The sequence below is a fragment of the Telmatocola sphagniphila genome, from assembly GCF_018398935.1.
Taxonomy (GTDB): Bacteria; Planctomycetota; Planctomycetia; order Gemmatales; family Gemmataceae; genus Telmatocola; species Telmatocola sphagniphila.
The window spans coordinates 624376-649392 of record NZ_CP074694.1 but is presented as its reverse complement, the minus strand read 5'-3'; the positions used below and the strand labels follow the sequence as shown (position 1 = coordinate 649392).

Sequence of the window (25017 nt, the reverse complement as noted above, 5' to 3'; positions counted from 1 at the left end):
ACTAGAATCCCTGGTGCCCGAGTCGATCTGATAGGTTCTTAATATTTATTGTCGCAAAGCGCAGCGCCGAGAGCAAGCAGGAAAGAAACTCTCGCGCCTTGAAAATGATAAAGTCGAAAAAGTGGGCGAATTACTTTCAAACCACGAGGGGAAGCTTGCGTCGTCCGCCGACGGTTTTCGGAACCTCGGCCGGCATTTTATCTTTGTTGTTCGTTTCCCATAACTGGATCTCTTCGAGCAACGCATCCACCATCTCGGCTTCGAGAACGTGGCGAACGATCTCGCCATTGCGGAAGATCACGCCTTTGCCGTTCCCGGCCGCGATTCCAATATCGGCCTCCCGAGCTTCGCCCGGCCCGTTGACCACGCAGCCCAGCACGCTGATTTTGACCGGCGTTCGCTTCCCTTCGAGTCTCTTTTCGAGCTCAGCAATGATTTTTTCCAAATCAATCGCCAGGCGGCCGCAAGTGGGACAGGCGATTAACTCCGGCTTACGTACCCTCCGCTGCGTGGCTTGAAGAATATCGAATGCAGCGCCAATCTCCGGTACCGGATCCCCGAGGAGACTGATTCGAATCGTATCTCCGATGCCATCGAGCAGAATCGGAGACAGCCCGGCGGCGGATTTGGTGACGGCATAGGGAGGTTTGCCCGCTTCGGTGACGCCAATATGAGTGGGATAATCGCAGAGCTGAGCATAAAGTCGGTAGGCTTCCACCACGGTCAGGACGTCGCTCGATTTTAGGGATACCACCATCTGGTGATAGCCTTCCTCTTCGGCCATCTCGATGTAACGTATGGCACTTTCGACCATCGCCGGAGGGCAAGGAAATTCGTATTTCTCGACCAGTTCCCGCTCCAGACTTCCCGCGTTCACGCCGATTCGCATCGGGATACCGCGTTCCTTGGCCCGGCGAACGACTTGTCGAAAACGATCATAGCCCCCGATGTTGCCCGGGTTAATGCGGATTTTATCAACTGGGTGATCCAGAGCCTGCAAGGCCATCTTGTAATCGAAATGGATATCGCAGATCAGCGGAATGCCGATTTGCTCGCGAATCCGGCCTAAAGCCCCGGCATCCTCGGGTTTGGGCACGGTCACCCGAACCATTTCGCAGCCCGCTTCTTCCAAAGCATGAATCTGTTTTACAGTCGCCTCAACGTCGAAGGTATCGGTGGTGGTCATCGACTGAACAAGGATAGGATTACCCCCGCCGATGCATTTTTCACCAATTTGCACTTCCCGAGTTTTATGACGCGGTTTTCCTGGGGTTTTGGGTACTTCCTTGATCAAGGACAAATTCCGCTTCATGGGAATAATCTCATGTTAGGTTACGGTCCGACAACGGTGTTATTGTAGGTCGATACTTCTCGCCTTCTATGGGGTTTTCGTTCTCATAGGGCTTTCATTGGAAGTCGATTAGAATCAATTTTGTAAATACTATCCGGGAGACTGACAGTGCGATTGCTCCTGATCGAAGATCACAAGCATCTCGTTAAAGCCCTTCGCCAAGGACTGGAAGAAGAAGGATTTGCTGTCGATGTCGCTTACGATGGGGAAGATGGCAACTTCAAGGCGCGGGCCACGAATTACGACGTCATCATTCTCGATCTAATGCTTCCCAAAATCGATGGGCTCGCCTTAATTAAAGAATGGCGTAAGGCAGGTATCCAGACTCACGTCCTGATGCTGACGGCCCGCGATACCCTGCAGGACAAAATCACCGGCTTGGATCACGGGGCAGACGATTACCTCACCAAGCCTTTCGAACTCGAAGAATTACTGGCTCGCTTGCGGGCTCTGATTCGTCGTGGCCATCACATTAAAGATCCGGTTCTCCGCATCTGTGATATGACCATCGACACATCCGCCCGCGTGGTAAAACGCGCCGGACAGATGATACATTTGACACCACGCGAATATTCACTTCTCGAATTCCTGGCGTACAATCGGGGTAAAGTTGTTACCCGAACCATGATCTGGGAACATATTTACGACGAGTACGATGAGAATACCTCCAACGTCGTCGACGTTTATATTCGGTATTTGCGGAACAAGATCGACAAGGGCTTCGATCCACCTTTGATCCTGACTCGCTGGGGCGAAGGCTATATGCTCCGCTCGGAAGAGATGACGGCCCCTGCCAGCGCCACCCCGGCCGAAACGACTAGCCCGTCTGTGGAATTAAAATGAGCTCGATCCGACAGAGAACAGTTGTGGGCATCGTTTTGATGCTCATCTGCACGCTGGGTGTGGTTTGTTTTCTGGTCTATCGGATGAGTAAAAATGCTCTGGAAGAAAAAAACTCCGCTATTCGAAATTTGCTGAAGTTGCAATTCGAAGACAAGCGGGACGAAGCCATTCTGGCCGAAGCTCGCAGTTTCGCCACCCTCGCCGAACTCAAAGTGACTTTCCGGGCCGGCCCCATGCCGGACACTATCAGTCCGGTGCCGAACAAAGTCAGTTTCAAAGAAGATCAGTTAAGCCGTTCGCTCGAAGAAAGCCAGAACGAATTCCTTCAATTGAAATCCGAATCACGCGATCTGACGACCTGGATTTCCAAAAGTCTGGAGCAAGCTCAGACCAGCCTGCCCTCCCCCTCCATATTACTAGCCCCCTACGAACACTATTACAGCGAAGCGAAACTGGGAGAACGCAATATCCGCATGGTGACTTTGCAGGTGCCCATCGACCACTACATTTCGGTGGATGCCCGAGCGCAATTTCTCATCAACCGCTTTTCGAGTAGCATAATCGGTGGAACGGCAGCCTGGTATGCCATTCTGCCACCTTCCCCGACCCCGAGTCGTTCGCAGACCCCTCCCCAACCCCCTTCCGGTCCGCGATCGAACGCGGGTGTCGTTAAACGAACTACCCCGATGGTTACCATTCAGGTCGGCTGGGATGAAGACAATCATCCCACAATTCAACGACTCCTCAGGAACACGGAAGACGAAGCCGACACCTTCAAGGCGGAGGGAGAAGCTACCCTCTCTCGATTGAAGCTGAGCCTGATAGGAATAGGCTTATTAACTCTGCTGGCAGCCACACTCGGCGTGGGATTGATCATCACCCAAGGTCTGAAACCGCTTCGCCGGCTGTCGGAAGCCGTAAGCCAGGTTTCGGAGAAGGATTTCAATCTTCCTTTGAAATCGGAATCGATGCCGTTAGAAGTCTATCCCACGGTGGAAAAGTTACGGACGACTCTCGATCTGCTTCGCCGGGCGTTCGAGCGCGAAAAGCAGGCGACCGCGGATATCTCGCACGAATTGCGAACTCCGATTGCCTCACTCAACGCCACTTTGGATGTCGCCCTGAAAAAGCCGCGTTCGGTCTCTGAGTATCAGGAAGTCCTGCAGGATTGCCGGATGATCGGCAAGGAGATGGGAGGATTGGTCGAACGCATCATGGCACTGGCGTACCTGGATGCCGGGGCCGATCATGTGAAGACCGAAGAGGTCGATGCCAGCAAGCTTCTGGGCGTCTGCGGAGCGATTAGCAAGCCGCTGGCGGAAGCGCAGGGGCTGAAATTCCAGCTGAAACTCGATTCCGATCTGAAGCTGCGAACCGACCCGGACAAACTTCGCGAAGTGGTCATGAACTTGCTCCACAACGCCATCGAGTACAATAAGCCCGGCGGTGAAATTGAGCTCAGCGCCAAAAGCTGGGGCAAAAATGGCTTGGAAGTCGATGTGCGGGACACCGGAATCGGAATTTCCCCCGATTTGAAAGATAAAATTTTCGAACGGTTCTATCGCGTTGATCCATCCCGGACCAATACCGGCGTCCATGCCGGCCTAGGCCTTGCAATCGTGAAAGAATACGTATCCCGCCTCGGCGGCACTCTCGAACTAGCCAGTCAAGTGGGTCAGGGAAGCCAGTTCAAAATCTGCATTCCGAACCGATAAGAAATTAATTCCTCTTTTCAGTCGCATCTTTCGGCGATAATCTCTGTGTTGAGGCTTTCGCCGGGAGAATTAGCATGCGTTTTACGCTGATAATCAGCACTTTATTACTGTGCATTTCCAATGTCCGCGCCGGGGAAGCCGAAGAGCTACTCGACAAGATTTTCGTCGCGACCGCTGAAAAACCCGAACGGCTGGACCGGCTGAAAACCATGATCACCAAAGCTCATGGCACCATGTTCAATCAGAAAGCCGATCGGGAATTTCAGATGAGCTGGCCCAGCAAATTCCGCATGACGACCGATCTCTACTTCGATTCCGAAAAACGGCGCGTCAACATCGTAATGAACAAGGAGAAAGGCTGGAGCCAACGATTTGGCCAGGCCGTGGTGGAAATGACCCGGGAGGATCTTGCGGAATTCAGTGAGGGAGTCTACATCTACTGGCTCTGCAATCTCTTCCCGCTCCGGGAAGCCGATACGAAACTGACTCGCATTCCGGATATCCAACTCGACAGCGGACCGGCCGTGGGACTGAAAGTCTCGAAAAAAGGCCGTCCAGACGCTCTGATGTATTTCGACAAACAATCTCTGTTACACGTGCGAACGGCCTACTCCTCGCGGGAAGCCGGCGTGAAGATTCTGCGCGAGTTGAGTTTCGGGAAGCATCAGGCCGTGAATGGCATTAAGCTGCCCTTCGAGGAAACGGAATTTCATAACGGTCGCAAAATGCATTACTGGGCGATCGACGAAATCAAACTTGTCGACAAGCTGGATGATAACGTTTGGAAGCCGTAATGTTCAGCCCTAACCGGAAAGGGTTGTTATTTGGTGGTGATCTCTAACGGGTTGCTCCAATGCCCGCAACGGCCCGTTTGGTCTCTCCAGCGAGCACGCACGCGATAAACGCCCGATTCCTTGAAAATCTCCGTCGGAACCTCCACTTCCAACCCCGCCCCGGTTTCCTTCCGCCAGTGATCGCCCAACTCGTACCAGCCTTTTTTGCCTACCCGGCCGACACGCCATTCCAAAGCCGCCGATTTATCACCTGCGGAAGATTCGAAGGAGGTCGCTTTAAATTTCGGACTGTTGCCGGGTAGCCGTTCCACTCGGGCGGTAGCAGGTATTTTGTCCTCTTTCGCTTCAAAATTCAGATAGCCCCAGCCATAGCCTCTCTGATCGCCATCATTCGGAGCGTAGTTTTTGGTCGGCCGCGAATCGGTGCAAAACTCGACGATGTATTTTTGAAAGCCCGCAAAATCATTGGTAGCCAGAGTCCGCTTCCATGCCCCTCCAAAATGCTCGGCATTGGTCGGATTGAGATAGTAACTGCCCTTTTGATTCATGTGCGGGTTTTGATTCCAGACAGCTTCATCCAGACGTGGCCAGTCGACGTTAAAACCGGGGGGAGTCAGAACTTTCCCCAGATCGATGGTCAACTGCCCGATCTGTCCTCCCTTCGGAGAGTAGTCCGAAGCGAATAGATCCAGAATTTCGCGGGCTCGATTGCGATATTCCAGGGCAATTTTCGGATGATTCAGACAGGCCACCGCGTCGATGACACCGGGTTGATGGTGACGGGGCACAAACATCATATCCAAATCCCAGGGGATCGGTGCCCAATGCCCGTCCGGATGCCGGTAATAGCCGTGATTGCCATCGGGCCGCAGATCAACGTTACCCAAAAGTCGATTCATCGCATGGAAACTGAAGAAGGCTTTGAGATCCAGGTTCTCCCGCCACCAGGATTCCTTGGGATTCGACCGCATCGTATTGACGAACTTCTCCCACAGCTTATCCGCATCCGCCATCCCTTTGGGAGTATGCTTGATACCGCTTTGAGTGCTGAAGGTCAGTCCGTTGGGTAGTTTGGTATCGCTCAACTGTTTGGGTGTCATTTCGCCGATGGCTACGTAAAGCCCCCACAAATCTCCCTGATACTGATCTCTGGCAGACACTTCGTCCGGTTGGGTGATCACTCGCCATTGGATCCAGGTCGCCGGGGGACTGGGGACTCCGGCTAAACGATAAGCGCGAAACGAAAGAACTTCATCCAATCCGGCAATCCCTCGATGAACCGGTAAGTAGGGTGTGCAACCCCCAGGGTTGAGATTCAGACTGGCGCAGCTCTCCGCGAAGGGAACGCCGTTATGATCGACGAAGGGAATTTCTTCATCGGGATTGAACTTCAGGCTCCATTTGTTTTTCCCGGAGATATGCGCGCTCCCCTGCCCCCGGTTGCTGTAGCGGATATGATCGTAAACCACCCCTTTGTAGATAATGGTCCCCTGCTGCTTCTGCTTATGAGCCCCGCCATCCCACTGGCTTTTCGCGACTTCTTCGGCTTTGGCGATGAGTTGAATCGATTGCAGTGTCCCCAGAAACTGGGAACTGAAGGTTAAAACCGGAGTCTTTCCAGGGTCGCGAGTTCCTTTCCAGGTCGCCGGTCCCGCATCACACCACCAGGCGTAATTCGGACTGGCCTCCGCGGCCAGCGGTTCCTGAACCGTCTTTCCCTCCTTACTGGTCACCAGGATGCGATAGCGCAGGAGCCAGCGATGTTTCTGGTAACTGGCCGGAATTCGTACGGAGTAAATGCCATCCCCCGCCTTGGCATCGCCGTCCTGACCATCGTCGTGCATCGGGAATTCGAGCCATTCCTTTTCGTAGGCGGGGTCGGACTTCGCGATATATTTCCCAGGAGCCACAGCCTGAAGCTTCAAAACAACTTTAGTGGCACCGGGAGCGATTCGAGCCTTTATTAGCACTGGTATGTTAGGTTTCGGTTGCGTAGGTTCATGGACGATATCTGATATCAGGGCGACTTTGTCTTGAGGAGCGGATTCCGATGCCGGAGAAGCCCCCGCCAGAAGTAAACAACCAAGGATTGCCAACAGACGAGACATCATCGTCCCCCGAAGGATTGCGGGACTACCCATTAACCTCTTCTATTCTAGGCGGAGAAGACTTGGGACTAGGCGGAGAATGGCCTGGAGATAGTCCCCTGGAAAAAAATATCGCAATCGGGGCACAACCGGGCCAAATTCAATTTCGCCGAAATGCCAGCCTAAGGTAGACGCGGCTGAAGCGGCCCAAAGCTGGCGGCCGGAATTGGAGATTCTTTCAGACCCGCACTGGGCCGAATAGCTCCACCTAAGCCGATGCTTTCCGGATGCCGGGCAATCTTATCGGAGAAGACTTCGAGATCCCGGAAGATGCGATCGAGCCGAGGCATCACACGCATGAACAGAATGGAAGCTTGATTTAGATTGTCGTAAAAGGCCGGATCGTTCAAAAACTTGGCGACCGTTCCATCCGCCCGGGACACGGCCTTTAGTAATTGCCGAGTATCGGAGAGCGTCAAAGCCAGTTGCTTGGAAGCAACGTCGATGTTCTCCATCACCTGTCCCATTTTGTCGCTGATCGGTTTAATCGTACCGCGAAGATCGGTGACTGCGAGATCCGCATTGGTGAGCGTCTCATTTACCTTAGTCATGGTCTTGCGGATATCTTTAAAAAAGTCTTCCGTGGAAGAGGCCGTACGCTCGAGACTCTTGCTGGCGTCGTTAAGGTTCTTCAACATCTCCGAGGCATTCTTCCGATTCTCATCGTTGAATAACTGCCCCAGACTATCGAGGGTGTTGGCGGCATTATCCAGCACTTTGACAACTTTGGGTTCGTTTTTCTTGATCAAATTATTGGTGTCTTCAATCCAAGTGCGGCCAGAGTTGATCATCTTCTGAGCATCGGCCGCCGCATCCTGAATTGCCTTATTCGATTTGGTAAATTCCGGGATGGTATTTTTCGCGAGGGCGAGAGCTTCCTGAAAACTGTCGCTCGATTTCTTCAATTCGGGGATTAACGTTCGGGTATCCTTGGCCAGCAGAGAAAAATCTTCCAGCGTACGATTCATCTGGGGAACGATTTCCTCCAGCTTGGCCATCGAACGGCGAATCTGTTCGAGAGATTTCTGAACCTCGGGCATCAGATCCTGCACGGCGGCCACCGGATTAGACGAATTGGAGATACCGACGAGTTCCGAGCCGATAGGCAGTGGTGTTCCAACCTGATCGGGCCGCAGGGGAATCAAATCGATGCTGGTATCGTTCACTAGCAGGCCGCGCACTACCGTGGGTTCATCCCCGGTCCGCGGCAGATATTTCGATTCCAGCAGAACCTGGGCATAGACTTTGCCGGTTTCCGGATCGAGATCAATCTTCGAAACCTCGCCGATGCGGATTCCCGATCTGCGGACCGGTGTACCGACATTCACCCCGGGGGCATCGGAAAACCGGATGGTATAGGGGTTGGTTTCCCGAAAACGTACGGGGGAACCACCAAACAGCAAGATCATCCCGGTCAGTAAACCAAAGGAAAGTAGGACAAAAAGTCCCAGCCGCAATCGGTAGCCATTGGAGTTCATGTTTTCACGAGTACTCGGGCATCGCCTTCGATGAACTGTTTAATCCGCGGATCAGAAGCATCCGCCAACCCCGCAACCGAGCCGTCGAAGAGGACCTGACTCTCCGAATCCGTCAATCGGGAAGCCGGGAACAGCATCAGCACCCGATCGGCCACCTTCCGGACCGTCCGCATTTCGTGGGTGACCACGACGCTGGTCAGGGGGCGTTTGGCCCGAGTCTGAAGGATCAAATCATTAATCACATCAGTCATGATCGGATCGAGCCCAGTAGTCGGTTCATCGTAGAGCATCACATCGGGGTTTAAGGCGAGCGCACGCGCTAATCCAACCCGCTTTTTCATACCGCCCGAAAGCTCCGAGGGCATCTTGGAGACCGAATTTTCCGGTAATCCGACTTCTGCCAGATGTAAGTGCACGATCTCCCGGATATGCTTCTCGTCGAATTTACGGAGAAGTCGCACACCGAATGCGATATTTTCGTAGACCGTCAGACTGTCGAAGAGGGCGGCCCCTTGAAAGAGAAAACCGATTCTGCGACGGATTGAACCCAATTTGAAGGTCGACAGATCCCCGAGATCGGCTCCTTCGAACAGAATTTCTCCCGCACTGGGCTGCAGCAGCCCAACCAGAAGCTTCAACAGAACAGTTTTACCGCAACCACTCTCCCCGATTATGGAAACCGTCTCACCCGAACGAATGGTCAGATTGATGCCGCGCAGAATTGGCTGGCTCCCGAAAGAGACATCCACGTTTCGCAATTCTAGTAAAGGTGCTTCCATGTTTGAATTTTAACCGACGAAGAAAGGGCGAATATGAGCAAAAAGATAAACCAACAGAAAATCAAAGAACAGGATCGCCAGGAACGAAAGAACGAAGGATTGCGTCGCCGCCCGTCCAACACCTTGAGCGCCCGCCTTGCACTGAAAGCCCTGGTAGCAGCTGATCAGGGCGATCATCGCTCCGAACACGATCGACTTGATTAAACCGGTGAGGAGATCATATCGCACAACCACTCGCAAAGTCTGCTGCCAGTAGTGGTGAGCATCGACCCCCAGAACCTGTGTGGAAATGAGGGTGCTACCGACAATTCCCGCCAGATCGGCAAATAAGGTCAGCATGGGCACCAGTATCAGGCAGCCGACCAACCGGGGGGTGGATAAGTAGTGAATCGGATTCACTCCCAGACAGGTCAAAGCATCAGTTTGATCGGTAATCCGCATGGTACCGATCTCGGCCGCCATGGCACTGCCCACCCGTCCCGCTAACATCACGGCCGCGAGAACTGGACCGAGTTCGCCGAGAATCGACGTGATGCTGATGGCACCGAGCGAAGTATCCAATCCGTACGGATGAAATTCGGTATGGGCTTCGAGGGCTAGCACCATTCCAATGAACATACCGGTAACTACGACTACCCCAACGCTGCGAACGCCGATTTCGTAATAAACGGGCCAAGACTGGGTTAACGTTCGAAAGCTGAAGAAAATGCCGAAAACTGTCTGAAAAGAAAAATGGGCCCAATCACCCAGGTGTTCCAACCAGGACCGGATAATATTCGCTTCAGCACTCATGCTGTTGTTTTAGCGGAGAAGACCGAATCCGGAATTAATTCCCGATCAAGGCGTTGGCGCTAATTGGCTCGCCATTTTTCCACTCGATCCAGAGTTTCGTGCGGGCATTGAAGGTGAAACCGGTAAAATTCGGCACCGTTGGCCGAGAATCGATATCGATCACCTGATCTTCGGGTAGGACCATCGCCGGGGATTTGCTGGTCGAACCGTAGCGTTTACGGATGCTGGCAAAATAGCGGACATCGGCCAGTTCCTGCTGCGACCAGATGAGGAAGTAGACTCCCAAAAGCATCAGGTAAGGATATTTCGTGTAAAAGCCGAAGCCGATGCAAATCAGACTTACAAAAGTTCCGAGATAAGAAGTGATCTCGGTTGCTCGAATCCGCTTGGCATTCATCGCCAGAGCCGCCCGGAACAAAAAACCCATACTGGTTGGGAATACGGGCACGCAGTCAATTATCAGCATGACAATCGACATCCAGAAGAGTCGATTACAAAATAGAGCCCCGTCCACTGCGGAAAAATCGGTCTGTGGTGAAATGGGTATGCCGGCAAAAACCAGGATGGCGTACAGCACCCCCACCTGAAGGACTCTGGCTAAAACTCCCGCGATATGTACTCCGAGTTCGTAAACCGGTTTTTCGGAGATCCAAGTCAGCCGGACGATCACGGACAGCGGTAGCAGGGTGACATCGCGGAGGCCGACTTTTAAAGTCCAGGCCGCGGCCGCCTGCAGCAAGGCTTGGAAGCAAAATCCGAGGTAGAGACCGAGGAAGATCAGTAAGGCGAGAACGGCAGAGGCCGTGCCTTCCGAGAAGTACTGCCAGATGGCTACTGCGATTGGCAGCGAAAGAAAGAGCCAATTTCCTCGAACAGGAACCGCCCGAACTTTAGCAATGACAGGAGATCGATACATGAACGTCAGCAGCACTTCCGGAGTTTCGGGGTGTTCTAGTTCTAGTGGTAATTTTACGTTGGAGATCAACCCGAGGTAGGTAGATCAACCCGAATTAATATACCATTCACAAAATAGCGAATCTGGGAGAGATGATCCGACGATACTACAAGAGAAAAACGTTGTCGATCAGACGGGTTTTCCCAACAAATGCAGCCACGGCCAACAAGGCCTTGTTCTGAATCCGATCAACCGGCTGCAGGTCAGTCGAATCGACTACCTCCACGTAATCTAGTTGAATATTTGGCTTCTGACAAATCTGCTCGCGAACCAATTGGCGAATCTTTGCGGTTTCTCGCTCACCGCGGGCAAATAGTTCCTGCCCGGCTCGAAGACTTTGGATCAGTATTAAGGCCTCCTGACGCTCGCTTTCGGACAGATATCGATTCCGCGAGCTCATGGCCAATCCATCTTTTTCGCGGTAAGTCGGCAACACGACGATTATTCCGGGAAGATTCAGATCGCTTGCCAGTTGCTGAATGATGCGGGCTTGCTGGGCATCCTTCTGACCGAAGTAAGACCCATCGGGTCGAACGATGTTCAGCAACTTGGTAACTACGGTACAAACTCCCCGAAAATGACCGGGACGTGATCGACCGCAGAGATGGTCGCCAAGTTTCTGAATATCGACGGACGTGGAGAATCCGGAAGGATACATTTCCTCGACCGAGGGAGCAAACACCAGTTCGGCCCCGCTCGCGCCAGCGATCTGGCAATCGGCTTCCAGTTGCCGGGGATACCGGCTGAAATCTTCCTGGGGTCCGAATTGAGTGGGGTTCACAAAAACTGTAACCACGACGAATTCATTCTCGGACCGGGCGCCGCGAATCAAACTGGCATGCCCCTCGTGCAAAGCTCCCATGGTGGGTACACAGCCAATTTTTTTTCCGGCCAGTCGAGCCTTCTGGATATGGGCCCGAGCTTCTTCCACGGTTCGCGTAATTATCGGCGTCATGATTTCACAAAAGTTCCAAGACCATTCGCAAGTAAGAGCGTTCCTCGCGGACAGTTAATCCTAATAATTTCTCGGCCGCTTCGAACGTCTTTTTTATTCGAGACAGCTCCGATGCGTCCCCAACGACTTCCAGTTCCAGAAAATCGCCTACCGATTCCAGACGATCCAGACAGACGTGAATATCGAGTTGCTGAAAATTCCATTTCCAATTGTCCCGGGTTTTCTCCACGCTTAACGCCGACTGATAGCCGAGAGCTTGAAGAATTCCGATCAGAGCCTGCCGATCTCTATTGCCCGATTTAAGTTCTGCTTCGATCTCTTTCCGAGCTTTGATTTCTGAGTTCTGCCGCGGCCCTTTGTAGGTCAGCACCGATTGGTCATCCACGCAGCGCAACCGTAAGACCTCATCGGTTTCGCCGAAATTCCGGTCGGGTGCCGAGAAAAAGAGATCGACATGTTTCTCTTTTCGGTCGTACTGCGCGCCTTCTGACCGGAGCAACTCCTCGATCTTACGCGGGTCGTCGATACGATATTTTTGTTCCATCTCGATCATTGGATGAGTCCCGATTATGCCAAAGCTTCACTTCGTCTGCGGTACGGAGAATCTTCCCGAAGGCCAAAGTTTTGTTACCGAGTTGAACTCGAAGCCCGTGGGAGTTTATCGCATCGATGGCGAACTCCATGCCATTGATGATATGTGCCCGCATATGGGGGCCTCGCTCAGCGCTGGACCGGTGGAGGATAAAATCGTCACCTGCCCCTGGCATTTCTGGCGATTTCGACTGACCGATGGCGCCTGGGCGGATAATCCGCGAATCAAAATCGGTTGCTATAAAGTCATAGAACAGGAGGATAAAATCTGGATCGAGCTACCCGACTGATTGGGATCGAAGATTTTACCTCAAGGGGTCGCTGATAGGATTTGACGATTGGAATCGTCGCGATTTAATTCAACGTGCCGTGAAAGCTACCTGATTTTACGCTCACCACCTCGAGAAGTTTATTTGTCCATCCGCCTTTATGCAGGAATTGATCTGGTCGGACCTCCCCTGAATTTTGGACCCCACGATGGACGTTCTTAATCCGCGCGATAATGCCGAGTCGGCTCCGAAAATCCGGTTGGCCATCATAAGTACCCCGCGCTCCGGGAATACCTGGCTCTCATCCTTACTCAGCCAATTTTACGGCCTTCCAATCCTGGCGCGTCATGCGATGAATGCGAGCGATTGGGCCTCCCTGCCCTCAGAATTGGTGTTTCAGTACCATACACGCCGTGATTCGGAAACTGTCGAATTCCTGCAAAAAGAAGGCTTTCGCGTTATCACTCTGGGTCGCCACCCCATCGATACTCTGATCTCCATCCTTCACTTCTCCTGGTACGAACACGACACCGAATACTGGCTGATGGGTCGTGGCGGTTCAGAAGCTTCCATTCGCGCTTCGATGCCGCGCAGCCTGTCGTTCCTCGATTACGCGCGGGGCGAACGAGCCCGGGAACTCCTGAGTGTGTCGAGCGACTGGTGGGACTTTCCCGGTGTTCTGGCGTTCAAATACGAAGATATGGTTGCCGATGTTCGCGGCTGTCTCGAAACGTTTCAGCAGGAGATCGGCCCTTCCCGTTGCACTTCCCTCGAAGAAGTCTTGGAACGCAACACTTTGGCCCATTTTCAGAAATATTCGGTGACCCACCATTTCTGGAAAGGCAAACCGGGCTTGTGGCGCGAGCTCTTGCCTGAAGCCGAGACAACAATTCTTCGGCCCGCACTTCGCCCTTTCGCTGAAAAGATCGGCTATTCACTGGAGCCCGACGCGACATTAGATGCCCGAACCGCTGATGCTAACTGGGTAAAATTTGTAGGAGAGGAATTGGGTTCCACTATTACCAAATTTCGCAGGAATCATTTGCAAGCCGATCAACGATCTGCCGAATTGCATAAAGCCTGTGAAAGCCTGGCGGAACAGTTGCAAACCTATCAGAAACTGAATGGATTACCGATCCAGTTCGCGAATGCCGTTAAATCCTTTACAGAACGCCATCCTCAAGTTTCCGGGATTCTGCGGCGGATATTTAAGATCCCGGGACGGCTGATATTCGGCACGATTCCCTCGGAACCTGCCAAATAAAGCCAAATTTCTTGTTTGACACTCAAGGTATACGCTCGTAATTTGGCTGCATTGAAATAGGCGGACCGCTGCCTCGAATATACCCAACAACGAGTGATTCACCCCCATCTGGAAAGGTTTGACATGTCTGATAACACTAGCCCGCCTCCCCCATCGGCTCCTCCGGTGCCGCATACCACCGGGAGTGGCCCCAACAGTCTGCAGATCCGCGTGATCAGCCATTCCGGGCTGTTCTACTGGTGGCCTATCTGGTTTTTCGGTATTCTTTTCGCATTGTGGTCGTTTGCCGATGGTCATCGTATGGCCATCGTCCCCAAGGATTCGATTTTGAAGGTCGATCCCGGCGCAAATACTTCGATTATCTCCATGGCCGGGAAATATCCCCGTATGGAAGAGACGGTCGAACGGAGTGCCGAACCCAACACCTACGACTTCAAGACGCACGTTTCTATTCGCCCCTGGATGGGCCCGATATTCCTCAGCATCTTCTTGGTGGTCATGCTGATTACCAACGTGCCCTTGCGCGGCCTCTGGTCGCTGGTGATCATCATAAGCTTTATTTTAGTTGTGGTGATCTTCAGCCTGATGCAATGGTGGGATACAATCCTCGGTAAATTTGCCGATCTGCACATCTACATCAACATGGGCGGCTACTTCTTCATCGGCCTTTTGGTTCTGATTGCCTGGTTGACGACAGTGTTCGTCTTCGACAAACGAGCGTACATGATCTTCACCCCGGGCCAGATTAAAGTCTGTGAAGAAATCGGCGGTCGGGAACGGGTGTTCGACACCACCGGAATGACCGTCGAGAAGCAACGCGACGACTGGTTCCGACATATTATTCTGGGCTTCGGTTCGGGGGACTTGACCGTTAAGACCGCCGGAGCCGATCGCCAGCAGATTACGATGCCGAACGTGGCCTTCATCGGCTTCAAAATCGGTGCGATCGAACGACTATTGCGCGAACGTAAAGTGAACTAATTCCCAGTAAATCCAGGCGTGAGGAGCAACCCCTCACGCTTTCTCAGGCGATTCCACAATTCGACCCTTCCAACCTACTGGTTGGCCAATCCAATACCGATAATTGGCATACCACTGAATCGATAGAAATAGAAAAACGCTGACGGGGTGAAATAATGCCCCCAGGAGTTCTCTCGCTTTCCCCCCGGTGAGCAATATTCGAGGTAAAAACGACAGGCAGAAAGCCAGAGCCAAAATATTCGTTTGGTCTGCGGTTAAACGATCTTGCAAGATCAGCAACAACGGTCCAGGCAGAATGAAGGCCAGGCTCAGCAAAATGCTGAAAACGAAGATCAGCGGAGGTTTTGCTATTCCCTCACGTGCATTCTTTACGAAGCCATTCCAGACCTGAGACGCATTTCGATACATCCGGCAGCAGGCAATCTCCGAGCCATCGCATAAATCGGTGAAATAACTCGCCTTTCGATATGCGCGAGGTAATTTCAGGCCGTCGTGCATCGACTCTTTCACCAGCGAGTGCCCGCCGATCAATTCGTAGATTCTACGCGTGGCCAGGAAAAGCTGTCCGCAACCCGCGCCAAAGCCGGGCATCGGCAAATGACGCATTCCCCACATCGGCAGATAACACAGGAGCATGAAATTGATCATCGGAATGATCATCAGTTCCATCCAGCTTACCATGATCTGCCGGGGAAATGCACTGACGAGTGGCACATTCCGATCCTGCTGGAAGCCGATCAGTTTCGCCAGCCCCTCTTTACTCAGGCGGACATCCGCATCGAGAAAGGCCAGATACTCATAGCTGGCCAGTTTGCTCAACTGAAAGCAGGCGAACTGCTTGCCGCACCATCCCTCGGGGAGTTCCGAGGAGTTCGCCAGTCGCACGCGAGCATCGCTCTGAGCCATTTCTCTAACTATTCCGGCGGTCCGATCGGTCGAGTGATCGTCGAGTACGATGACTTCCAAAGTGACATGCTCCGAAGCCAGTGCGGCCTCAAGGCATCCACCGATACTTCCCTCTTCATTGCGAGCCGGGATCAGCACGGAAACACGGGGCGAATCGGATGGAATGCGGTGTGGTCTTCGAAAGTAAACACAATTCCAGAAAAAGAGCAAGGCAGGGGTCGAGGCACAAACGAGAATCAACCAGCACAAATCGGTCATTGGGTACTTACCTTCCGGTCGTCCATATGGCTCAAATCCGCTTTTTTACCTTTCAGAGCGGCTTTGAATCTCCGCCATAAATCATAGACACCGCCGACGCCGGATTTCCCCAAAATCAGAGTATCGAATTGTGCCGGATCTCGGAGGATCGCTTCCTGCGCCAGCCGGTCCATGGATTCTTGCAGGTGTAGCTCGATGAGTGCGGTCCACTGCTGCCTATCCAAATCCTGATCCAGTTTTAAGGGCTGGCCTATTCGTACCAAGGCCTCCGGAGTCTTTTCATTCCAGAAAGGATACTCCAGAGCAATGGGAATGATCCAGCCTGACTTCAAGCGAGTTGCCAGTTGCCCGACCCCCGCACGAATTTTCACCGGTCGAACGCGCGGATCGACGAATTCGCCCTGAGCCGTGATCCACAGAGAGTTAAACGGCTGGGAGAAAATCGCTTGGGTGATCCGCAGAAAGTTTCGCGCCCCTTCCACGGTCTCCTCAACGCCAAAAAAGCCGAGCCGATTGAAAAACTTGTATTTGGGGAGCATGCCGGCTTCGATGGGGGCAAAATGCTGATACTTTTCATACCGCGCGGACAACAGCATGCAAACGATGATGTCCCACCAGCTGGGATGGTTGACCACAAAGACCAGGGGTTCGCCGGCCGCCACGTTCAGCAGATGCGAGGATTTCGATAATCGAACGGCATGGAAATGCTTGGCGGAATATCTCCGACAGTAGCGATAGAAGCCTTTCCAGAGCCATTGAGTCTTCCTCGGGAGATACTGGTTGGAAGCTGAAGGTTCAGAGTTCATGAAAAGCTGACCCTGTTACTTGCGATCGACTCGGATCATCTCCTGTATACCGGCCCCCGCCGCCGCGTCCTGTATCGCTATCAAAGACTTGAAAGGCACCTGAGGTTCGATCTCAATCGACAGGCTGGCCTTACCTGTCTTCTTGAGCCAATACTTGAACTTGTTCTCCAAATCCGATTCTTCAACGACTTCCTTCTCGATCAGATAGCGGACTTTCTCCCCGTCCAGTTTGGCTTCCACGGTGATTGTGAAATCCTTCAACTGCTTCTCGGACATAACCGCTTTGCCGTCTTTTTTCTCGGTCTTACCCGGCGGCGGATTCGCTTCCTTTCGAAGCTCCGCGTAACTGGTCGTCAGAATAAAAAAGATCAAAAGTACTAACGAAACGTCAATGAGCGGGTTCATATCGAGCCGAGTCTCATCCTCGGGCGGCCGGCGGTTAGATTCCTCAATCTGCTGTAAAGTCTCCTCGAACGCGGGATGGTTTTCGAGTGCCAGCCACGGATGGGATTCATCCGCCCGCACCAGATCGTCGCCGGTCAACGCTCCCGTTTCCAGGAATTCCAGCACCTGAGCCGTCGAAAGGATCTGAGGATCGGCCCTCGGAGTATCGATGGAACGGATTTCCCATTTCTGGCTCATGGGCGGTCACTCACTTGAACGGTGAAATTGGCAATTCGCACTCCCTGGTCGATTCGCTTCTGCAACTCCGCAATGATCTTGTCGACTTTCTCGTACGGCACTTCCGCATGCGCGGCGATGCGGATCTTGGCCGGGCTGGTTCGAGTGGCCAGAATGGCATCCAATTTCTGAAGCAATACGATCGGGTCATTTATTTCGCCGTTATCCGCATCCGGTACTGAGTTGCCAAGTCCTACGCCATACACCGCCTGCTTACCCACCCAGTCGATGTCGAGTCGGATGATGTCCGGCGTGCTGTCGATCTTGCCCGCGTTCTGCATCTGCGGAACCTGAATCTTGGAAATGGCCGCCACGGTCGTCGTCATCATGAAAAAGATCAGCAGCACCAGACTGATATCGATGAGCGGAATCATATCCACATCGTCGTCCTCATCGGTGTGTCTTCTTTTCCAGCCAAAATCGAGGCCGACATCGGGCTCCGCCTGAGTCGGAGAATTTTCCTCGGTTTGCGAAGCCTCCTCGGCCTCGGAGGTCAGATAAATTGAAAATTGCGGATGATCCTTGAGGGCCAGCCAGTTTTCTTCCTCGACCGATTTGATCTTGTCCTCGGGGAGCACTTTGGCCTGCTGCACCCATTCGGTTACTACTTCGAAAGGGACTGCCCGAAAGACTTGATTTCGGCGGAGAAACCAGACATCGTATTTTATGGCCGACATGATTCTGCGTTCAAGTTGTTAGAAAGCGGGTTTTGCGACGCAATTTCAGGAAACCGCGGTCAGGCCGATTCCCGCTTCTTCCTCTTTTCCGAGGAACTCTTGATCCCCTGATAGATGACAAGCAGTTTCTGGGCGGCGGACCGCATTTTAATCTCGAAACGAGACACGTTATCCTTGAACATAACGTGGGTGAACACGAGCGGAATAGCGGTCATCAAACCCAGTGCCGTAGCAAATAAGGCCAGACCAATAGCCCCGGCCTGAGATGTCACTTCCGTCGGGTTATTCTTGCTGGCACTAATCGCATTGAAGGTGTTGATCATCGAGATCACTGTTCCCAGCAGTCCGACCATCGTGGCAATTTTGGCGATAGCCAGGATCGGAGCGAGAAGAAAGTTCAGATCGGGGATGATTTCAAATTCCATCACGTGGGCCATGCTGCGTCGCATGGCGGAAAGCCCCTGGGGAGCCGCTTCCAGACCGGCCACGTAAAGCTTTTGCGGAATGAAGCCGTGCTGCGTCCGGCAGAACTCGAGGGCAGCCTCTGGGCCTTCTTTAGCCATCTTGTCCTGAAAGGCGGGCAGAAACGCGTTCATATCCGTTTTGGAGGAAGCGTTCAACATCATGCGCCAGATCACCAGGGTGATCGCGATGAAGGACATCAGAAGCATCGGGGCGGAAAAGTACCATTCTTCAAAAAGGAAATGCGTCAGAGCGTTCATCCTGCCCGCCTATAGATGGGTGTATTTTCAAAATATGATATGTCCGTCAATATCTGGGAGAAGAGTAGAACCTGCCCTTCTCCCGGAATCTTGACAAGTTACTCTTCGTCGTCGTGACGTAAATTGGCCTTCGAAACGATTTGCTGCTGCACATTCATCGGCACATGCTCGTAATGCGAGAATTCCATTACATACGAACCCTGCCCCTGCGTCAGACTCCCCAACTGGGCAGTATAGCGGCTGATTTCCGCCAGCGGCACTTCCGCGATAATCACCGAAAGTTCGCCCGGCAGAGTTTCCTGATCCTCCACATGCCCTCGTTTTCCGTTGATGTCGCTGAGAATCGCACCTGTAAATCTTGTAGGAATGGTCACTTCCAATCGAACGATCGGTTCCAGGAGTACCGGCCGAGCCGATAGGAAGGCTTTCTTAAAGGCATGTTTGGCCGCGATTCGAAATGCCGTTTCCGAACTGTCGACCGGGTGCTCCTTGCCGAAATGAACTTCCACCGCAATGTCCTGCATCCGATAGCCGGCCAACGCCCCGAAGTCCATCAATTCCCGGCATCCTTTCTCGACGGCGGGAATGTACTGGTTCGGAATTGAGCCCCCCACAATATGGTCGATGAAGGCGAAATTCAACTGCGGATCGTAACTGACGGCTCGCATCTTCTCGAAGCGCGACTTGTTGGCGAAGTTCTCTTCCAGTTGCGCCTGACTGGTTATCTCGCGGGACAACGGAAAAATTCGCAGATGAACTTCAGCGAACTGACCTCGGCCACCCGATTGTTTCTTATGCCGATAATCTCCCTCGGAATGATTCTGAATCGTTTCCCGATAGGGAATTTTCGGTTCCTTGGTGACCACTTCCAGATCGAAGCGGTGTTTCAACCGTTCCTGGATGACATCCAGATGCGTCTGCCCCACGCCCGACATGATCATTTCATGGGTCTGCTCATCGTGGGTCACTTTAAACGTGGGATCTTCTTCCTCCAGTTTGTGGAGACTCTGGCTGATCTTCTGTTCATCGCCCCGTTTTTTGGGAGCAATCGCTAAACCGAACATCGGTTTGGGGAATTCCGGTTGGGGCAGATTCGGTACGTTCATCGTATGCGCCACCGTGTCTCCAATGTGCAGATCGTCGATCTTGGTGATGGCCACAATGTCGCCGGGGTAGGCTTCCACAACCTGTTGATGTTCCTTGCCCTGAATCATGTACAGGTGGCCGATCTTTCCCGATTTGCCGGTGCGAATATTCACGAGAGGCTTATCCGCACTCAGCTGACCGGACATCACTCTCAAAAAGCACATGTGACCGACGAACTTGTCGTTGATGATTTTGAAAACCTGCCCGATAAACTCCTCAGTTTCGGTGGCCTGGAACGCATGGGTGGAACCATTGGCTCCGACCTTCAAATCTTTGAGTCGAAGATTGGCGTGATCGGGCGGCAGAGCATAATTATCCAAGGCGTGCAGCAACTCCTGCAGGCCGATCTCTTTCTTGGCATCGACACAGAACGCGGGAATGATTGTGCCCGCTTCAATTGCTCTCGGAATGGCTTTTTCCAGTTCTTCGAAGGAAATTTCCCCTTCGGTAAGATACTTTTCCATCATCGCTTCATCGGCTTCGACGATGGCGTCGACCAACTGACTGCGAATGGCCTGAACGCCGACCGGGCACTTCGCCGGGATACTGGCCGGCGGATTCAAAATGCTGACCACGCTAGTGAAATCGGCTCCCACTCCATCGGGAGCGTTAAATAGGATGCAGTTCTTGCCGAACGTATCCTGGATGTTCTGGTACAGGTCGCCGAAATGAACATTTTCGCCTGAAATTTTGTTGATGACGAGAATGCGGGCCAGTTCGTGTTTCCCGGCCTCTTTGAACATCCTTCGGGTATTGATTTCTATGCCATTGGTGGCGGAGACGACAATCACGGCCGTCTCAACGGCGTTAACAGCTTCCAGAGAGGCCCCCACGAAATCGGGATGTCCGGGAGTATCGAGCAGGTGCAGGAACTTCCCTTCGCTTTCCAGATGCAAAACGGTGGTATCGATCGAGAAATGATGTTTGTGCTCTTCTTCATCGAAATCGGAAAAACTGGTTTGGTTGTCGACATTACCAAGCCGGTCGACGGCGTGCGAGACATGCAGGAGAGCATCGGCCAGTGAGGTCTTGCCACTCCCGCGATGTCCCAAAAGCGCAATGGTGCGAATGTTTTCCGCGTGAAATGTCAGCATACGAAAGCCCCTTGAATTGAGGCGTGCCGGAGGAAGATTTGGAAACCGCGTAATTGGAGAGTGCGGTGCCTCGGCGGTTAGAGCGGTATAGGCAGGTTCATCGGCATCAGGTCGAAAGCCCAATTGAGGGTCGACCACAGGTTAAACACGAATCGGAATCTTCTAAGGCCGATAAGCCCAACATGGCCGTCCCCTTTCGATGCTATTCCATTCCTACCCCGGCAGGCGCCGGTATCAGTGATAAAACGTTCCGCAATTGCAACCGACCCTCATATAAGGACCGGCCTATGATGCAGCCCGCCAGATTGCATTCGAGCAAGCGACGGACGTCATCGAGTGTGGTTACCCCGCCGGAGGCGATGATCGGCAGAGGCACTTTTTCCGCCATTTCCTTCAGGGCCTCGACATTCGGCCCCGCCATCATGCCATCCTTGGAAATGTCTGTAAAAACTATTGCCGCGAGAGGCCAGTTGGCGAATTCCCGCGCCATATCCAACGCAGAGGATTCCGATACCTGTAACCAGCCGTGGGTGGCCACTTTGCCGTCGTGGGCATCCAGCCCCAAAACGATAGTCTTAGGATAGCTGGTCGCCATTTGCCGCACCCACGAGGGATCCTGTAAAGCCCGGGTTCCCAGAACTATTCTGCGTACACCCCAGGACAAGGCGGCCTGAATATCGTCCTCAGTTCTGATCCCGCCACCTAGCTGACAGGGCAGTCCGGTGGCAGAAACGATTCTTCGAACGAAATCGCCATGCGCCGGTTTACCTTCTTTCGCCCCGTCCAGGTCAACCAGATGAAGAGCCTTGGCTCCTTGTTTGACCCAGATTCGGGCCATGGCAACGGGGTCTTCCCCGTAAACTGTTTCCTGCTTGTAGTCACCCTGTCGCAGGCGGACGCACTTTCCGCCCCGCATATCGATCGCCGGCAAAATGAGCATGAAAAAAAGCCTCTGGAGTTCGTTCAGTTCGGCTGACAATCATACTCTATTTAATCAACCGTGATTTTGACGCTTAGTTCACGAATCTGCAAGAAAGAAGTGCTGGGATTTTTTCTAAGACAAAGTAAATATAACAATTTGGGTCATTTCCCTCTCAGTTAAGGAATTCTATGAGCGAAGTTCACGAACATCTCGAACAGGCGGAACATGCTCAACATGCGGCTCACGCCCCCTTTGACCGACGGGTTGCCGTGAGCATGGCCATCATCGCCGCCGTTCTTGCTGGGGTAGCCATGGTGGGACATCGAACTCACAATCAAACGCTGCTCTACCAGACGGAGGCGGGCAACAAGAAGGTGGAAGCCTCCAACATGTGGTCTCAGTATCAGGCCAAGCGCTTGCGGCAGGCCTCCAACGATAACACGATTTTGCTGCTGAATCTCCTGTCTGGCAAAGCCGGTAAGGATGAAGAGCAGCAGAAACAATTAGCGAAGCTCGCCGCCAAGAACAAAGAATATGGCGATGAGAATCAGGGCGAACTGGGAGAGATCGCCGTCAAGGCGAAGAAAACCGAAGCGGAATCCAAAACGGCCGATCACAAGGCTCATCACAGCCACCTGCAAGCCGATTGGCTCGATTTGGCTCATCTGGCCGTGGAACTTGGGCTGGTGGTCTGCTCAATCTCGCTTTTGACAAAAAAGAAATCGTTCTGGATCGGCGGTATCCTCAGCACGGTAGTTGGCATCGCTCTGGTCTGCTGGGGCATGACTTTGCCGGAAGAGCACTCGAAGGAGCCGAATGTGGTTCAGGAAGCTTCCCACTAGACAGCCAAGATTATTTTTGCAGAGCTTTTTCCATTTCGAGAATCGTTCTTAAGATGACCGGCGCACTGGTGGGCCGGTCTTTTATGAGCCGGGAGATCTGCCCGAGGCTCTTCTCCAGCTGCTGTTTATATTTCTCGTTCTTCTGCTTGCGATACAGCAATTCCAGGTTATAGGTCATGACGTTATTGGCCGCCGGCTGGGCATTGTCGTAATAGTCTTTCACGCGGGTGAACAGCAGACTGTCGTCTTTGGCGGTCAGGTAGAAGCCGCCGTTCGGATCCCCCATCAGCTTCTGCGTCTCAGTGTAAATCTCTTCCGCGGCCTGGAGCCATTTTGCTTCCCCCGTGGCCGAATGCAGTGCGAGTAAGCCGTTCAGGAGAAACGCTTCATCGTCCAGGCAGGCCGGAATACGAGCCGCCCATAGCCCCTCGGGATTTTTGGTCAGAATCCTCTGCAATCGACCATCGCGAATGCCCTTGTCCAGCAACATCTGAGCCGCTTTGGCTGCGGCATCCACCCAGGCTTTCTGTTCAAAAGCCTTTCCCGCCAAAGCCAGGGCGGCAATCATCTGCCCATTCCAGGCCGTGAGGATTTTCCGATCCAAAAATGGCTTCACTCGCTTCTGCCGAGCCTCGAAAATCGCTCGACGGGAGGTCTCCAGGCTAACCATCACTGCCTTCTCGTCCGTTTTGAATTGCTTAGCAAGTTCGGGCATCCCCGCGGTTATGCGTAGCACATAGGCTTTATCTTCAAAGTTAGGTTTCCCATGAATTCCATATCGAGCCTTGAAGATCGCCGACGCGGTTTTATCGGATACAAGTTTATCGATTTCCGCTTCGGTCCAGACGAAGTACTTCCCTTCTTCTCCATCGCTGTCGGCGTCGAAGGCCGTGTAGAACAAGCCCTCGGTCGTCCTCATTTCCCGGAAAACAAATTCGATGGTTTGCTCTACCACTCGCTTATAGAGAGGGTCGGAATTATCCTGAAAACCCCTTGTGTAGAGTTCGATGAGCTGCGCGTTGTCGTATAGCATTTTTTCAAAGTGCGGAATGCTCCAGGTACGTTCCGTGCTGTAGCGATGGAAACCGCCGCCGAGTTGATCGTAGATTCCACCCTCGGCCATTTTTCGCAGGGTCAGATGGACCTGCTTGCGAACGTCCTCCTGCTTCTGATCCCGGGAGTAGGACAAAAGGAAGTTCCAAACGGAAGCGGTAGGAAATTTGGGTGCGAGGAAATCCCGATTTTTATTACCGATACCGCCGTAGACCGGATCGAAGTTATCCTCATACTCGCGCACGGCTTCTTTCAGGATCTCCGAATCGATTTTGCCGTTGATGACTTTCAGCGAATTGCGGGAGTAGATCAGGTCGGTCTCTCTCGCAATTGCATCGGCTCGCTCCTGAATCATCGGCCCCTTCTCTTTGTTGAGCTCGATGATCTTTTTGAGAATGGATTTGAAACCCAGGAGCTTGTTATTGTCCACAGTTTTATCTTCGCGGGGCCAATAAGTACCGCCATAGATCGGCTTGGCATCCGGCGTCAAAAATACGGACAACGGCCAGCCGGTGCGTTCGCCCATGATCTGTACCGCCGTGATGTAAACTTCGTCCACTTCGGGCCGCTCCTCGCGATCGACCTTGATGCAGATGAAATTTTCATTCAGGATTTTCGCGACTTCCTCGTTCGAAAAACTTTCTTTCTCCATCACGTGGCACCAGTGACAGGCACTGTAGCCGACGGAAAGAAAAATGAGTTTCTTTTCTTTCTTCGCTTTATCCAAAGCCTCTCGACCCCAGGGATACCAATTCACCGGGTTATCTGCGTGCTGAAGCAGGTAGGGGCTGGTTTCCTTGGCCAGGGCGTTGGGGGAATGCTTTGCTTTCCCCTTCTCGGCCTGCTCGGCGGGTGCCTGGGCTTGCGATAGTGAGGCCCAAAAGGCGATCAGGAGAAAAGCAGAGAGTAAACGCATGCTGGCCCTAAAAATGGGATTTGCTGGAATTCGTTTAAATTCGATTTTAATATGGTAGGGAGAGTTCGAATCATTGAGGC

General features: G+C 52.8%; 23 protein-coding genes. 7 read left to right on the top strand and 16 right to left on the bottom strand.

Annotated elements, in window-relative coordinates; all coding sequences use genetic code 11:
• Positions 1–136: 136 nt before the first annotated feature.
• Positions 137–1312 (bottom strand): flavodoxin-dependent (E)-4-hydroxy-3-methylbut-2-enyl-diphosphate synthase, encoded by a 1176-nt coding sequence (gene ispG, locus KIH39_RS02850; protein WP_213497765.1) that lies wholly within the window; start codon positions 1310–1312, stop codon positions 137–139.
• Between the two features lie 147 nt (positions 1313–1459).
• Between ispG and KIH39_RS02845 the strand changes: the two genes are divergently transcribed.
• The 3 genes from KIH39_RS02845 to KIH39_RS02835 all read left to right on the top strand — a co-directional run bounded on the left by KIH39_RS02845 (position 1460) and on the right by KIH39_RS02835 (position 4703).
• Entirely contained in the window at positions 1460–2194 is a 735-nt protein-coding gene (locus tag KIH39_RS02845; RefSeq protein ID WP_246539489.1) for a response regulator transcription factor, read from the top strand.
• Positions 2191–3909, top strand: a complete 1719-nt coding sequence (locus tag KIH39_RS02840; RefSeq protein ID WP_213497764.1) for a sensor histidine kinase — start codon at positions 2191–2193, stop codon at positions 3907–3909. Before KIH39_RS02845 ends, KIH39_RS02840 begins: the two co-directional genes overlap by 4 nt.
• Positions 3910–3983: 74 nt before the next feature.
• Complete coding sequence (locus KIH39_RS02835; RefSeq protein WP_213497763.1) at positions 3984–4703, top strand: hypothetical protein; 720 nt, start codon at positions 3984–3986, stop codon at positions 4701–4703.
• A gap of 26 nt (positions 4704–4729) precedes the next feature.
• Here the strand turns inward: KIH39_RS02835 and KIH39_RS02830 are convergent, their stop codons facing one another.
• The 7 genes from KIH39_RS02830 to cyaB form a co-directional block, all read right to left on the bottom strand.
• Positions 4730–6844 carry a choice-of-anchor X domain-containing protein gene (locus tag KIH39_RS02830; RefSeq protein ID WP_246539488.1) on the bottom strand — a complete coding sequence of 705 codons (2115 nt, stop codon included), beginning with the start codon at positions 6842–6844 and terminating at the stop codon, positions 4730–4732.
• 128 nt (positions 6845–6972) lie between these two features.
• Positions 6973–8328: an MlaD family protein gene (locus tag KIH39_RS02825; protein ID WP_213497762.1), complete on the bottom strand. Its 1356-nt coding sequence runs from the start codon at positions 8326–8328 to the stop codon at positions 6973–6975.
• Positions 8325–9107: an ABC transporter ATP-binding protein gene (locus KIH39_RS02820; protein ID WP_213497761.1), complete on the bottom strand. Its 783-nt coding sequence runs from the start codon at positions 9105–9107 to the stop codon at positions 8325–8327. Before KIH39_RS02820 ends, KIH39_RS02825 begins: the two co-directional genes overlap by 4 nt.
• A gap of 9 nt (positions 9108–9116) precedes the next feature.
• Positions 9117–9899, bottom strand: coding sequence for an MlaE family ABC transporter permease (locus KIH39_RS02815; RefSeq protein WP_213497760.1), 783 nt, complete (start codon positions 9897–9899; stop codon positions 9117–9119).
• A gap of 34 nt (positions 9900–9933) precedes the next feature.
• Complete coding sequence (locus KIH39_RS02810) at positions 9934–10815, bottom strand: zinc metalloprotease (protein ID WP_213497759.1); 882 nt, start codon at positions 10813–10815, stop codon at positions 9934–9936.
• A gap of 145 nt (positions 10816–10960) precedes the next feature.
• A complete protein-coding gene (gene panC, locus KIH39_RS02805) occupies positions 10961–11809 on the bottom strand; it encodes a pantoate--beta-alanine ligase (RefSeq protein WP_213497758.1) in 849 nt (282 codons plus the stop codon).
• A 4-nt stretch (positions 11810–11813) separates the two neighbouring features.
• The gene (gene cyaB / locus KIH39_RS02800) at positions 11814–12362 is read right to left on the bottom strand and encodes a class IV adenylate cyclase (protein WP_213497757.1); all 549 of its coding nucleotides are present in this window, start codon (positions 12360–12362) and stop codon (positions 11814–11816) included.
• Positions 12363–12378: 16 nt separating this feature from the next.
• Here cyaB and KIH39_RS02795 point away from each other — a divergent pair, with 16 nt between their 5' ends.
• From KIH39_RS02795 to KIH39_RS02785, 3 genes are all read left to right on the top strand, one after another.
• The gene (locus KIH39_RS02795; RefSeq protein WP_213497756.1) at positions 12379–12690 is read left to right on the top strand and encodes a Rieske (2Fe-2S) protein; all 312 of its coding nucleotides are present in this window, start codon (positions 12379–12381) and stop codon (positions 12688–12690) included.
• 187 nt (positions 12691–12877) lie between these two features.
• Positions 12878–13933, top strand: coding sequence for a sulfotransferase domain-containing protein (locus tag KIH39_RS02790; RefSeq protein WP_213497755.1), 1056 nt, complete (start codon positions 12878–12880; stop codon positions 13931–13933).
• Positions 13934–14056: 123 nt separating this feature from the next.
• Complete coding sequence (locus KIH39_RS02785) at positions 14057–14914, top strand: hypothetical protein (RefSeq protein WP_213497754.1); 858 nt, start codon at positions 14057–14059, stop codon at positions 14912–14914.
• A 33-nt stretch (positions 14915–14947) separates the two neighbouring features.
• On the opposite strand, the gene KIH39_RS02780 is transcribed toward KIH39_RS02785, so the two are convergent.
• From KIH39_RS02780 to hisA, 7 genes are all read right to left on the bottom strand, one after another.
• Positions 14948–16078: a glycosyltransferase gene (locus tag KIH39_RS02780; protein ID WP_213497753.1), complete on the bottom strand. Its 1131-nt coding sequence runs from the start codon at positions 16076–16078 to the stop codon at positions 14948–14950.
• A complete protein-coding gene (locus KIH39_RS02775; protein WP_213497752.1) occupies positions 16075–16884 on the bottom strand; it encodes a lysophospholipid acyltransferase family protein in 810 nt (269 codons plus the stop codon). The genes KIH39_RS02780 and KIH39_RS02775 overlap by 4 nt, the downstream gene beginning before the upstream one ends.
• 15 nt (positions 16885–16899) lie before the next feature.
• Complete coding sequence (locus KIH39_RS02770; RefSeq protein ID WP_213497751.1) at positions 16900–17526, bottom strand: ExbD/TolR family protein; 627 nt, start codon at positions 17524–17526, stop codon at positions 16900–16902.
• A complete protein-coding gene (locus KIH39_RS02765) occupies positions 17523–18242 on the bottom strand; it encodes an ExbD/TolR family protein (protein WP_213497750.1) in 720 nt (239 codons plus the stop codon). The genes KIH39_RS02770 and KIH39_RS02765 overlap by 4 nt, the downstream gene beginning before the upstream one ends.
• A gap of 59 nt (positions 18243–18301) precedes the next feature.
• On the bottom strand, positions 18302–18964 hold the full coding sequence (locus KIH39_RS02760; RefSeq protein WP_213497749.1) for a MotA/TolQ/ExbB proton channel family protein: 663 nt from the start codon (positions 18962–18964) through the stop codon (positions 18302–18304).
• A 98-nt stretch (positions 18965–19062) separates the two neighbouring features.
• Positions 19063–21204 carry an elongation factor G gene (locus tag KIH39_RS02755; RefSeq protein ID WP_213497748.1) on the bottom strand — a complete coding sequence of 714 codons (2142 nt, stop codon included), beginning with the start codon at positions 21202–21204 and terminating at the stop codon, positions 19063–19065.
• A gap of 202 nt (positions 21205–21406) precedes the next feature.
• Positions 21407–22144: a 1-(5-phosphoribosyl)-5-[(5-phosphoribosylamino)methylideneamino]imidazole-4-carboxamide isomerase gene (hisA, locus tag KIH39_RS02750; protein WP_213497747.1), complete on the bottom strand. Its 738-nt coding sequence runs from the start codon at positions 22142–22144 to the stop codon at positions 21407–21409.
• A 170-nt stretch (positions 22145–22314) separates the two neighbouring features.
• On the opposite strand from hisA, the gene KIH39_RS02745 reads away from it, so the two are divergent.
• The gene (locus tag KIH39_RS02745; protein ID WP_213497746.1) at positions 22315–22968 is read left to right on the top strand and encodes a DUF4337 domain-containing protein; all 654 of its coding nucleotides are present in this window, start codon (positions 22315–22317) and stop codon (positions 22966–22968) included.
• Between the two features lie 10 nt (positions 22969–22978).
• Here the strand turns inward: KIH39_RS02745 and KIH39_RS02740 are convergent, their stop codons facing one another.
• Positions 22979–24937, bottom strand: a complete 1959-nt coding sequence (locus KIH39_RS02740; RefSeq protein WP_213497745.1) for a thioredoxin domain-containing protein — start codon at positions 24935–24937, stop codon at positions 22979–22981.
• Positions 24938–25017 lie beyond the last annotated feature (80 nt).